Here is an 11,287-nt window from a genome sequence, read left to right on the forward strand (position 1 = left end):
ACAACCCCTGGAGGCGACGGCATTATTCGCGGCCTTAATTTGTTCGCTATTTACCCAGTTTTTTTCGAGGAGCTCGACGGTGGCCAACACACCTTCCGCCAAAAAACGCGCCAAACAGGCTGAGAAGCGTCGCAGCCACAACGCCAGCCTGCGCTCCATGGTGCGCACCTACATCAAGAACGTCGTGAAAGCCATCGACGCCAAGGACCTGGAAAAAGCCCAGGCCGCCTTCACCGCCGCTGTACCGGTGATCGACCGCATGGCTGACAAAGGCATCATCCACAAGAACAAGGCTGCTCGTCATAAGAGCCGTCTGAGCGGCCACATCAAGGCCCTCAGCACCGCTGCCGCCTAAGGCACGCCTTGCTCGAATAAAAAACCGGCCAATGGCCGGTTTTTTATTGCCCGCGACTCGCTCGCTTCAGCGAGCGGTCGGCCATGGCATGAGGGGAATCGCCGTCACCGCGTTCTGCGGACTACCTTCGATCACCCGGTCGCTGTAGACCAGATAGACCAAGGCATTGCGCTTGCGATCGAAGAAGCGCACCACCTGCATGCTTTTGAACACCAGCGAAGTGCGCTGCTTGAACACCTCTTCGCCATCCTTGAGTTCGCCACTGAACTGGATCGGCCCCACCTGGCGACAGGCGATCGACGCCTCGGCGCGATCCTCCGCCAGCCCCAGGCCGCCCTTGACCCCACCGGTCTTGGCGCGCGACAGATAGCAGGTCACGCCCTGCACCTTGGGATCGTCGAAAGCCTCGACGACAATCTTGTCGTTCGGCCCGACCCACTTGAACACCGTGGAAACCTCGCCGATCTCCTCCGCCCCGGCAAGCGCCGGCAACAGCAGCAGACCACCCAGCAACCCCGCGAGCTTGCGCATTCGCCCTCTCCTCAGACCAGAACCAGATTGTCGCGATGCACCAGCTCCGGCCCATCCACGTAGCCGAGCAAGGCCTCGATGGCATCCGTCGGCTGACCGAGGATCTTCTGCGCCTCCAGCGCACTGTAGTTAACCAGGCCGCGTGCCACTTCGCGCCCGCCCTGGTCCACACAGACCACCATCTCGCCGCGACGGAAGCTGCCCTGGACCGCCTTGACCCCAACCGGCAACAGGCTCTTGTGATCCTGGCTCACCGCCTTCACCGCCCCATCGTCCAGCACCAGGGTGCCGCGCATCTGCAAGTGGCCGGCCAGCCATTGCTTGCGCGCCGCCTTGCGACTGCGATCAGGGGTCAACAGGGTGCCGAGGCGTTCGCCGGCGCGCAGGCGGTCGAGGACACGCTCGATACGCCCGCCGACGATCACCGTATGCCCGCCGGAACGCGCCGCCAGGCGCGCCGCCCGCAGCTTGGTCTGCATTCCGCCGCGCCCCAGGGCGCCGGCACTGCCGCCGGCCACCGCATCGAGCTGCGGATCATCGGCACGCGCCTCGTAGATCAGTTGGGCATCGGGATTGTTGCGCGGATCGGCGTCGAACATCCCGTCGCGATCGGTAAGGATCACCAGCAGGTCGGCCTCGACCAGGTTGGCCACCAGTGCCGCCAGGGTGTCGTTGTCGCCGAAGCGGATCTCGTCGGTGACCACCGTGTCGTTCTCGTTGATCACCGGGACCACGCCCAGCTCGACCAGGGTCCGCAGGGTGCTGCGGGCGTTCAGGTAGCGCTTGCGGTCGGAGAGGTCGTCATGGGTCAGCAACACCTGGGCGGTCTGCAGGCCATGCAGGGCGAAGCTGGACTCCCAGGCCTGCACCAACCCCATTTGCCCCACCGAGGCGGCGGCCTGGAGTTCGTGCATCGCGCTAGGTCGGGACACCCAGCCCAGGCGGCTCATACCGGCGGCGACGGCGCCGGACGACACCAGCACCAGCTCGATGCCGGCGCAATGCAGCGCCACCATCTGCTCGACCCAAACGGCCATGGCATTGCGATCCAGCCCACGGCCATCGGCCGTCAGCAGGGCGCTACCGATCTTCACCACCCAGCGCCGCGCGCCAGTCACCTTGTCCCGCATACCCTCAACCTTAGAAGCCCAGGCTTCGACTCTTCAGCCCCGCCGGCCCGCCCGGCGGGGTATCACGCCATCAGGGAACGTAGAAGATCTCCGGACCGTCGCCGTCGTCTTCCTCATCATCGAAATCATCGTCATCCACCGCACCGGCGTTCTTCAGACCCGAACGCCGCAGCGCGCGCGCATCGTCCAGGGCCTGCAGACGGGCCCGCGCCTCGTCCTCGATACGCCGGTCGAGTTCGGCCAGTTCCTCGGCATACTGCGGATCTTCTTCCAGGCGCAGGGTACGCTCGTCGAGATAGCGCATGATGTCCTGGCTGAGCGCCTCGGTGCCATCGCGCTCCAGGGCGGAGATCACATAGACCGGGCCTTCCCAGCCCAACCGCTCGATCACCGCCTGCTTGCGCGCCTCGCGCTCGGCCGGATCGAGGATCTGGTCCATCTTGTTCAGCACCAGCCAGCGCTCGCGCTCGGTCAGCGCCGGACTGAAGCGACCCAGCTCGCGAACGATGACCTCGGCGGCATCGGCCGGATCGCTTTCGTCCAGCGGCGCCATGTCCACCAGATGCAGAAGGATGCGGGTCCGCGCCAGATGCTTGAGGAAGCGAATGCCCAGCCCGGCGCCTTCGGCGGCACCTTCGATCAGGCCGGGAATGTCGGCGACCACGAAGCTCTTGTAGCGACCGACGCTGACCACGCCGAGGTTCGGCACCAGGGTGGTGAACGGATAGTCGGCCACCTTCGGCTTGGCCGCGGACACTGCGCGGATGAAAGTGCTCTTGCCGGCATTCGGCAGTCCCAGCAGGCCGACGTCGGCCAGCACCTTCAGTTCCAGCTTGAGGTCACGCGCCTCGCCCGGCTTGCCCGGGGTGGTCTGGCGCGGCGCCCGATTGGTACTGGATTTGAAACGGGTGTTACCGAGGCCGTGCCAGCCGCCCTGCGCGACCATCAGCCGCTGACCGGGCTCGGTCAGGTCGCCGATGATTTCCTGGGTATTGGCGTCGATCACGGTGGTACCGACCGGCACCGGCAGGATCAGGTCGTCGCCCTTGGCCCCGGTGCAGTCCTTGCTGCCGCCGTTCTCGCCGCGCTGGGCATCGAAACGGCGGGTGTAGCGATAGTCGACCAGGGTGTTCAGGTTGACGTCGGCTTCCAGGTAGATGGAACCGCCGTCGCCACCGTCGCCGCCGTTGGGACCGCCCTTTTCGATGAACTTCTCGCGACGAAAGCTCATGAGGCCATTGCCGCCGTCACCGGCTTTCACGTGGATTGATACTTCATCGACGAATTTCATGGATACGCCTCCCACCACGAGGGCGGGTTAACAGAAAAAAACATAGGATACAGGATGCCCCGAAAGCAGGGCATGGCCGGAAGCCGGCGCAGAAACAAAAAAGCCCCGTCGCGAGACAGGGCTTTTTCAGCGAGCTATTGCTTAGGCAGCAACGATGCTCACGTATTTGCGACCAAAGGCGCCTTTGGTCTCAAACTTGACCACGCCGTCCACTTTCGCGAACAGGGTGTGGTCCTTGCCCAGGCCAACGCCGTAACCGGCGTGGAATTTGGTGCCGCGCTGACGAACCAGGATGTTGCCAGCCTTTACAGCCTGGCCGCCGAACAGTTTCACGCCAAGGCGTTTACTTTCTGAGTCGCGGCCGTTGCGGGTAGAACCGCCAGCTTTTTTGTGTGCCATGAGTCATATCCTCCAGAAAGGAATTAGGCCTGAATGCCGGTGATCTTGATTTCAGTGAACCACTGGCGGTGGCCCTGACGCTTCATGTGGTGCTTACGACGGCGGAACTTGATGATGCGGACCTTGTCGTGACGGCCGTGGGAAACCACTTCAGCGGTAACCTTCGCACCTTCGACGACCGGCAGGCCGATTTTCACGTCTTCGCCATTGGCAACCAGCAGGACGCGGTCGAAATCGATCGCTTCGCCGGTAGCGACGTCGAGTTTCTCGACCTTGAGGAATTCGCCTTCGGTGACTTTGTGCTGCTTGCCACCGGTAACAATCACTGCGTACATGTGTATCTCCGTTAAACCTGCTCACCCGACGCTTTATAGAAGTAGGAATCGGCCGGCATGGCTGCATGGGGTCGGATCGGACGCCCGTGCAATTGCGTAAGGCAGGGTATGCCAAGGAAGTTCAGGGCCCGCGATTGTACGGAAAGGTCCAGGCCGAGGCAAGTGCCACGGGCCTTTCCTTGACAGTCCCCCCCCTGCCACCTAGCATGCCGCGCAATCTTTGTGGAGCTATTGTCACTGATGCAACCCCAGGCCTTCTACCGCGTGGTGGCGGAAGATTTCACCGCCGTCGACGGGATCATCCGTCGCCAACTCACCTCCCGCGTTCCCCTGGTGGAAAAGATCGGCGACTACATCATCTCCGCCGGCGGCAAGCGCCTGCGTCCGCTGCTGGTCCTGCTCGCCGGCAAGACCCTGGGCTACAAGGGCGACGACCTCTGCCTGCTGGCCGCCACCATCGAATTCCTGCACACCTCCACTCTGCTGCACGACGACGTCGTCGACGCCTCCGGCCTGCGCCGCGGCCGCTCCACCGCCAATGCCCTGTGGGGCAACGCGCCGAGCGTGCTGGTAGGCGACTTCCTTTATGCCCGCTCCTTCGAAATGATGGTCGAGCTGGGTTCCATGCCGGTCATGCGCATCATATCCCAGGCCACCCGGGTGATCGCCGAGGGCGAAGTGCTGCAATTGTCCAAGGTACGCGACGCCAGCACTACCGAAGAGACCTACATGGAAGTGATCCGCGGCAAGACCGCGATGCTTTTCGAGGCCTCGACCCACAGCGCCGCCGCGCTGTGCCAGGCCGGCGAGGAACAGTCCGAGGCACTGCGCCGCTTCGGCGACTACCTGGGAATCGCCTTCCAGCTGGTGGACGACCTGCTCGACTACCGCGGCGACGCTGCGACCCTCGGCAAGAACGTCGGCGACGACCTCGCCGAAGGCAAGCCCACCCTGCCGCTGATCGTCACCATGCGCGACGGCACCGAGGAGCAGGCCGCGCTGGTACGCAAGGCCATCCAGCAAGGCGGCAGCCAGGACCTGGAGAGCGTCTGTGCCGCCGTCGAGGCTGCCGGCGCCCTGGACTATACCGCCAACCTCGCCCGCGACTACGCCGCCCGCGCCATCGCCTGCCTGGATACGCTGCCGGACAACGAATACCGCTCCGCCCTGGTCGAACTCAGCGAATTCGCTGTCGCCCGTACCCACTGAACCGGGCTCGACTTGTGACGAACGCCGCCGTTTTCACGGCGGCGTTTTCGTTTTGCGACGAAAGGCACGATCAAGACTTGCTATTACGATAATAAGAATTATTCTCATCTCACAGTCTTGTCACGGAGATGAGCGCCATGACTTATTTGATCGATGCCTGGCTTGATCGGCCACACCCCTACCTGCGGATCCTGCACCGGGAAACCGGGGAAATCTGCGCAGTCCTGGAAGAAGACGCGCTGGACGAACTGCGTGACCAGGGCGGCCTGGACCTGCACGAGTTGAACTCGAGCGAACCGCTGATCCTCAAGGAGCTGGTACGCAACCTGTTCCTCTTCTGCTACGCCCGCGCCCTGCGCTGAGCCTTTGCGATGACGCCAGGACGCGTCATCCGTGCGCCGCTGCCCGGGAGGCGGATCGCACGAACGGAGGCAAAGGCGCCTCCGGCCGGTTCCGGGAAGGTCACGGACGACCTTCCCGGAGTCACTTTCCTCATGTCCCGGTCTTTCCGCAACGCCTCGCCCGAGCACGCCGGCAGCTCCTCGCCGCGACAGGGATTCCTGCCTGATCCACATCAAGCCGACCTCGCCTGAAAGCCGTTACAACAGCGGCGTGACCGTCGTCCTGTCGACGGCCGCATAACGAAAAAAAGAATGGACCGTGGCCGAGGGGACCGCCCCAGGCCTACGCCTAAGGATGAGGAAATGCCTGCTTCTTTCCCGCGCCTCGGCTTGCTCGGCGCGCTGTGCTCCATCGTTCCCCTGCTCCATGCCAGCGAACCGACCACGGACGCTGCGCTCATCGAAAAAGGCCGCTACGTGGCCCAGCTCGGCGACTGCATCGCCTGCCATACCGGCCCGCAGGGCGCGCCGATGGCCGGCGGCCTGGAGCTGAAGACGCCAATGGGTACCATCTACTCGACCAACATCACTCCCGACCGGGAGACCGGCATCGGCCGCTACAGCTTCGAAGAGTTCGACCGCGCCATGCGCAAGGGGGTGACCGCCGAGGGAGTGAATCTCTATCCGGCGATGCCCTACCCGTCCTACGCCAAGATCAGCGAAGAAGACATGCGTGCGCTGTACGCTTACCTGATGCACGGCGTGCAACCCGTCACCCAGGCGAATACGCCGAGCGCGATGAGCTGGCCGTTCAACCAGCGCTGGGGCCTGTCGCTGTGGAACTGGGCGTTCCTCGACGACGCGCCGTTCATCCCCTCCAGCGACGCGGACCCGGTGATCAACCGCGGCGCCTACCTGGTACAGGGGCTCGGCCACTGCGGCGCCTGCCATACTCCGCGCGGCATCGCCTTCCAGGAAAAAGCCATGAGCGAAGCCGGTCGTTCCGGGCAGTTCTACCTCGCCGGAGAAACCGTCGAACAATGGCAAGCCCTGAGCCTGCGCAACCTGTGGACGGTGGAGGACACCGTGCAGTTGCTGAAGACCGGGCAGAACCGCTTCGCCACGGTGTCCGGCAGCATGACCGATGTCATCCACCACAGCACCCAGCACTTCAGCGACGACGATCTGCTGGCCATCGCCAGCTACCTGAAGTCCCTGCCGGCCGGCAAGGACGACCTGCCCATGCCCGACAGCGAACGCCCACTGGCAGCACCGGTCGACCTGTACAGCTCGCGGGGCGGTCTCGGCTACGCGCAGTTCTGCTCCGACTGCCACCGCAAGGACGGCAGCGGCGTCCCGGGCATGTTCCCGCCGCTGGCCGGCAACCCCACGGTCGCTTCGGCCAACCCGAGCACGCTACTGCATATCACCCTTACCGGTTGGAAAACCGCGCAGACCGCAACCCACTCGCGGGTCTACACCATGCCCGGCTTCGCCCAGCTGGAAGACCGCGAAATCGCCGAGATCCTCAGCTTCGTCCGCAGCAGTTGGGGCAACCAGGGTTCGTCGATCGATGCCGGCCAGGTGAAGAAACTGCGCCAGCGGATCGAGGCCGGCAACGGCCCGGCCACGACCTTCGTCTCTCCACGCCTGGCGGACATGCTCGCGGCGCCGAACGCCGAACAGGTGGTACGCGGCATGCGCCTGCACCTGGAGACCCGCGAGCTGCTGCCGGCGAACGTCGGCAACCAGTTGAACTGCACCAGTTGCCACCTGAACGCCGGAACCGTAGCCGACGGCTCGCCCTTCGTCGGCGTCTCGGCGTTCTTCCCCAGCTACGCGCCCCGGGCGGGCAAGGTCATCGGCCTGGAGGAACGCATCAACGGCTGCTTCCGGCGCTCGATGAACGGTAAGCCTCTGCCGCCGGACTCTGCCGACATGCAGGCGATGGTGGCCTACTTCGACTGGATGAAGAACAACACCCGGCCGCAGGACAAGGTCGCCGGCCGCGGCGTCGGCAAGGTCGACCCGGCGCTGAAGCCCGACCCGGAGAACGGCCGCAAGGTCTACGCCCGACAATGCGCGGTGTGTCATGGCGAGAATGGCGAGGGGCTGAGGAACAGTGCCGGCGAGATGCTCTTCCCACCGCTGTGGGGCGACGAGTCGTTCAATATCGGCGCCGGCATGGCGCGGACCTTCACCGCTGCCGCCTTCGTCAAGCACAACATGCCGATCGGCTTCCAGGAACGCTTCCCGCTCGGCCAGGGCGGCCTCAGCGACCAGGACGCAGTGGACGTCGCGGAGTACTTTTCGCACCAGCCGCGCCCGGACTTCCCGGACAAGATCAAGGACTGGCCGAAGGACAAGCGTCCGCTGGATGCCCGCTACTGATGCCGCCATGAAAAACGCCCCGTCGATGCGTCGACGGGGCGTTTCGCTCCTTCCTGGGGCCGATGCGCCTCAGAGGATTTCCAGCAGTTCGACGTCGAACACCAGCACGCTGTGCGGGGGAATGCTGCCGACGGCCTGGCCGCCATAGGCCAGTTCGCTCGGTACGTGCAGGCGCCACTTGGAGCCGGCGTTCATCAGTTGCAGCGCTTCGACCCAGCCGGCGATCACGCCGCCCACCGGGAACTCGGCCGGCTGGCCACGCTGGTAGGAGCTGTCGAATACGGTGCCGTCGATCAGGGTGCCGTGGTAGTGGGTGCGCACGGTATCCTCGCGGGAAGGCTTGGCGCCCTCGCCAGTGCTCAGCACTTCGAACTGCAGGCCCGAGGGCAGCACGGTCACGCCTTCGCGCTTGGCGTTCTCGGCCAGGTAGGCGCGGCCTTCGCCAGCGGCGGCTTCGGCCTTGGCCTGGGCTTCGGCCTGCATGCGCTCGCGGATCACCTGGAAGCTGGCCGACAGCGCCTCGCCGGAAACCCGGCTGTCGATACCTGCGAACGCATCGGACAGGCCGGCCAGGACTGCGTCCAGGGTCATGCCCGGAACCGGATTCTCGCGCAGTTGGTCGCCCAGTTGACGGCCGATGCCGTAGCTGACACGGGCTTCGTCAGTGGTCAGGTTGAGTTCGCTCATGGCGCTGCTCCGCTGTGGGGTCGAAAAAGGGCGGCCAGCCTAGCACAGAAGGCCCTTCCCCCCTACCGGCGCAGCCGCTTGTGCTCAACCCTGGCGGATCGACAGCGGCAGCCCGCCGATAAACGAACCCGACTCGGCCAGGAGTCCACACATCTCGTCATCGACATCGGCGCACACCAACTCCACCGGAACCCTGTCCAGCCCGCGCAGTACCTGGCGCGCATGCTCCACGGAGCGCAGGCTGACCGGCTGGCCGAGATCGTCCTCCACCGGATAGGCGCGGTCGCCCATCTGCGCCTCCAGGACATAGATGCCGCCCTCCAGCGACACCAGGTGCAAGGCGTCGATATGTCCGGCCTGGACCCGGCCGGCGAGATCCTGCATGTTCATCGCGAACCTCTCGAGGTTGCGCAGGCAGCGGAAGCCTCCAGGTTTCCGCCAACCGCCTCGGTCCCGACAGCGCCGGCCCGACTCCCGGCATCGTCCGGCCGGCAGGCCCCGACGATGCGAAGGACGCCCGCTCCCGGCGTCCGCCCGATATCACAGGAAAGTCTTGCCCAGGCGGCAGGCAACGCAAGCCGGAAACGCCGCCGCCCGTCCGTTTTACAACGGCCGGGCGGCGCGAGCGAAACACTGGAGAGGGTCGTCAGTGACGGGTCTGCTTATCCAGGTAGCCCATGGCGAACGCCGAGAGCACGAAGGTCATGTGGATGATCACGTACCACATCAGCTTGTTGTCCGGCACATTCTTCGCGTCCATGAAGATGCGCAACAGGTGGATCGAAGAGATCGCCACGATGGAGGCGGCCACCTTGTTCTTCAGCGAGCCGGAATCCATCTTGCCCAGCCAGCTGAGCTTTTCCTTGCCTTCGTCGATGTCCAGTTGCGAAACGAAGTTCTCGTAGCCGGAGATCATCACCATGACCAACAGGCCGCCAACCAGAGCCATGTCGATCAGTGAGAGCAGGACCAGGATCAGGTCCAATGTCATCAACCTAAGCTGCAGCCCTGCCCAAGGCAAGCCCCCCGAAGCAGCCAGCCGCCATGGCCGTCGGGCGATGACCAGGCCTCTGCCGCTCAATCAGGCGGTCTAGCTGGGCTGGCGGTGATGTGATCATCGTCTGTTCCGGCTGTCTAGGCGAGATTTCTCGTCCTCCGGACGAGCCTATGCCGACCGCTTGTGGCCAGCTTTTTTTGCACGGAGGTTGGGCGGTGGTGTTTCTTCAGCGCGTCGGTTTGTAGCCCTCACAACCTCGGCTGGCTGCGCGTTTGCGTTGGCGCGCAAAGCTACGGCCTGAGCGTACGGCACTGAGGCTTTTAGCCATCAAGGCCAGCACATTGCTCAGCCCCTGAGCACAGTGCCGCACCAGCAGCTCGACCAGGGTATTTTTGAGCCGTGACACGCCTTGGGTGAAGTTGACTTTCCATCGCAGCTTGCGACCTTTGTGGCGCTGTTCGATGACCGGCTGTAGCAGGTGCTGCATCAACAGCGCCAGGTTCTTCAACAGTTGAGCGGCATGAAAGTCCTGCTTTACAGCGGTCACGCTGCGGCCGCTGAAGTTGTCCAGCGTCAGGGTTTGTTTGAGGCGACGGAAGTCGGTTTCGATGCCCCAGCGGCGGTGGTAAAGCTCGGCAAACACCTCAGCGGGAAAGGCTTCTCGATCCAGCAGCGAGGTCAGCAATACTTCGCTTTCGCCGTTGGCCAACTCGACCCGGATCAGTCTCAGCTCGATCTGGCTGGCAGGATCAACGCCAGCCTCGGAGCAGAACAGACGTGCTTCAGGATGGTTGGCCACGAAAAGCTGTGTGTCTTCAACTTGGCCAGAGTGTAGAAACGCTTTGACCTGGGCGTTATAGCCACAGGGCAGGCGCATCAGAAAGTGCCGCTGTTGCTGCGCGAACAGCGCGAATAACCAGTGCCCAGGGTAACCACGGTCAAACAGCGTCAGGCTGTCAGCCGGCAGGTGCTCAAGGTGCAGATGGGCACAGTCGCGCTCACCGACTGTCAGGGGCACGATCAGGCTATGCAAGGTTTGACCGTCAGCGACTTCGTAGAGTGTGGACAAGCGAGCCATGGGAAAGCCAGAGTGACTGCCAAAGAAGGTCGCCATGGTCGACTCCAGGGGTAAATGCACGGTCGAGCCATCCACCGCGAGCACCCTCAGCCCACGCCACTTCTGACGCAGCCCGAAGCAGTCAATTTGTTGCTGCAGGAGGCGATTGAGACTTTCAAATACCTCGGGGTTGAGCTTTTTGCGCGCTTTGCAGAAGGCCTGCGCAGTGACCATTTGCGTCTCAGTCGACGCCTGATTGAGTACGCGATAGAACTGATCGAGTTCGGTTTGCAGGGCCGTGCGCGGCTGATTGAGCAGGAACAGGACGAGGTTCTTGAAGGTGAGCTGGCGTCGGCGGGTAAAGTCTTGAGGATTCTGGCGGTGGGCGGCGATGAAGGCGGGACAATCGAGCGGGCTGGTTATTTTTTGTACAATTTTCAAGCCAGGGTTTGGCTGGCGGTGTCAAGCGATGCGGTATAGGTAGTCAAAAGGGCTTCTCCCATGCACTGATTTGAGCGCTAATTATATGATATTTATGGATAATTTCCAAAGTTGATGACATTG

12 protein-coding genes and 1 pseudogene are annotated in these 11,287 nt (G+C 63.6%); 4 read left to right on the plus strand and 9 right to left on the minus strand.

Features of this window, described 5'->3' with window-relative positions; translation table 11 throughout:
- Positions 1-79 precede the first annotated feature (79 nt).
- Positions 80-355: a 30S ribosomal protein S20 gene (gene rpsT, locus ACTJJX_RS08155; protein ID WP_003094744.1), complete on the plus strand. Its 276-nt coding sequence runs from the start codon at positions 80-82 to the stop codon at positions 353-355.
- Positions 356-421: 66 nt separating this feature from the next.
- Here the strand turns inward: rpsT and ACTJJX_RS08160 are convergent, their stop codons facing one another.
- The 5 genes from ACTJJX_RS08160 to rplU all read right to left on the minus strand — a co-directional run bounded on the left by ACTJJX_RS08160 (position 422) and on the right by rplU (position 4,041).
- Complete coding sequence (locus ACTJJX_RS08160; RefSeq protein WP_003094746.1) at positions 422-886, minus strand: CreA family protein; 465 nt, start codon at positions 884-886, stop codon at positions 422-424.
- Between the two features lie 11 nt (positions 887-897).
- Entirely contained in the window at positions 898-2,016 is a 1,119-nt protein-coding gene (proB, locus tag ACTJJX_RS08165) for a glutamate 5-kinase (RefSeq protein ID WP_003094756.1), read from the minus strand.
- 70 nt (positions 2,017-2,086) lie between these two features.
- Positions 2,087-3,307, minus strand: a complete 1,221-nt coding sequence (gene cgtA, locus ACTJJX_RS08170; protein WP_003094758.1) for an Obg family GTPase CgtA — start codon at positions 3,305-3,307, stop codon at positions 2,087-2,089.
- Positions 3,308-3,448: 141 nt separating this feature from the next.
- Complete coding sequence (gene rpmA, locus ACTJJX_RS08175; protein WP_003094760.1) at positions 3,449-3,706, minus strand: 50S ribosomal protein L27; 258 nt, start codon at positions 3,704-3,706, stop codon at positions 3,449-3,451.
- Between the two features lie 23 nt (positions 3,707-3,729).
- On the minus strand, positions 3,730-4,041 hold the full coding sequence (rplU, locus tag ACTJJX_RS08180) for a 50S ribosomal protein L21 (protein ID WP_003094761.1): 312 nt from the start codon (positions 4,039-4,041) through the stop codon (positions 3,730-3,732).
- Between the two features lie 240 nt (positions 4,042-4,281).
- On the opposite strand from rplU, the gene ACTJJX_RS08185 reads away from it, so the two are divergent.
- From ACTJJX_RS08185 to ACTJJX_RS08195, 3 genes are all read left to right on the plus strand, one after another.
- Positions 4,282-5,250: a polyprenyl synthetase family protein gene (locus ACTJJX_RS08185; RefSeq protein WP_003094763.1), complete on the plus strand. Its 969-nt coding sequence runs from the start codon at positions 4,282-4,284 to the stop codon at positions 5,248-5,250.
- Positions 5,251-5,387: 137 nt separating this feature from the next.
- The gene (locus ACTJJX_RS08190) at positions 5,388-5,612 is read left to right on the plus strand and encodes a PA4570 family protein (RefSeq protein WP_003094765.1); all 225 of its coding nucleotides are present in this window, start codon (positions 5,388-5,390) and stop codon (positions 5,610-5,612) included.
- Between the two features lie 342 nt (positions 5,613-5,954).
- Entirely contained in the window at positions 5,955-7,982 is a 2,028-nt protein-coding gene (locus ACTJJX_RS08195) for a c-type cytochrome (protein WP_016852121.1), read from the plus strand.
- A gap of 69 nt (positions 7,983-8,051) precedes the next feature.
- On the opposite strand, the gene ACTJJX_RS08200 is transcribed toward ACTJJX_RS08195, so the two are convergent.
- The 4 genes and pseudogenes from ACTJJX_RS08200 to ACTJJX_RS08215 form a co-directional block, all read right to left on the minus strand.
- Complete coding sequence (locus ACTJJX_RS08200; RefSeq protein WP_003094769.1) at positions 8,052-8,669, minus strand: FKBP-type peptidyl-prolyl cis-trans isomerase; 618 nt, start codon at positions 8,667-8,669, stop codon at positions 8,052-8,054.
- An 84-nt stretch (positions 8,670-8,753) separates the two neighbouring features.
- Positions 8,754-9,059 carry a DUF6482 family protein gene (locus tag ACTJJX_RS08205; RefSeq protein ID WP_003105116.1) on the minus strand — a complete coding sequence of 102 codons (306 nt, stop codon included), beginning with the start codon at positions 9,057-9,059 and terminating at the stop codon, positions 8,754-8,756.
- 256 nt (positions 9,060-9,315) lie between these two features.
- A pseudogene (locus ACTJJX_RS08210) lies at positions 9,316-9,651 on the minus strand (TIGR00645 family protein); the annotation flags it as partial.
- Positions 9,652-9,892: 241 nt separating this feature from the next.
- Complete coding sequence (locus ACTJJX_RS08215) at positions 9,893-11,164, minus strand: IS4-like element ISPa1635 family transposase (RefSeq protein WP_004423958.1); 1,272 nt, start codon at positions 11,162-11,164, stop codon at positions 9,893-9,895.
- Positions 11,165-11,287 lie beyond the last annotated feature (123 nt).

It is taken from the genome of Pseudomonas sp. 22490, from assembly GCF_052044465.1.
Classification (GTDB): Bacteria; Pseudomonadota; Gammaproteobacteria; order Pseudomonadales; family Pseudomonadaceae; genus Pseudomonas; species Pseudomonas aeruginosa.

Excerpts from the sequence above, each read along its gene's own strand:
- rplU (WP_003094761.1), bottom strand. The coding sequence starts at position 4,041 with ATGTACGCAGTGATTGTTACCGGTGGCAAGCAGCACAAAGTCACCGAA.
- ACTJJX_RS08185 (WP_003094763.1), top strand. The coding sequence starts at position 4,282 with ATGCAACCCCAGGCCTTCTACCGCGTGGTGGCGGAAGATTTCACCGCC.
- ACTJJX_RS08160 (WP_003094746.1), bottom strand. The coding sequence starts at position 886 with ATGCGCAAGCTCGCGGGGTTGCTGGGTGGTCTGCTGCTGTTGCCGGCG.
- ACTJJX_RS08205 (WP_003105116.1), bottom strand. The coding sequence starts at position 9,059 with ATGAACATGCAGGATCTCGCCGGCCGGGTCCAGGCCGGACATATCGAC.
- proB (WP_003094756.1), bottom strand. The coding sequence starts at position 2,016 with ATGCGGGACAAGGTGACTGGCGCGCGGCGCTGGGTGGTGAAGATCGGT.
- cgtA (WP_003094758.1), bottom strand. The coding sequence starts at position 3,307 with ATGAAATTCGTCGATGAAGTATCAATCCACGTGAAAGCCGGTGACGGC.
- ACTJJX_RS08195 (WP_016852121.1), top strand. The coding sequence starts at position 5,955 with ATGCCTGCTTCTTTCCCGCGCCTCGGCTTGCTCGGCGCGCTGTGCTCC.
- rpmA (WP_003094760.1), bottom strand. The coding sequence starts at position 3,706 with ATGGCACACAAAAAAGCTGGCGGTTCTACCCGCAACGGCCGCGACTCA.
- ACTJJX_RS08200 (WP_003094769.1), bottom strand. The coding sequence starts at position 8,669 with ATGAGCGAACTCAACCTGACCACTGACGAAGCCCGTGTCAGCTACGGC.
- ACTJJX_RS08190 (WP_003094765.1), top strand. The coding sequence starts at position 5,388 with ATGACTTATTTGATCGATGCCTGGCTTGATCGGCCACACCCCTACCTG.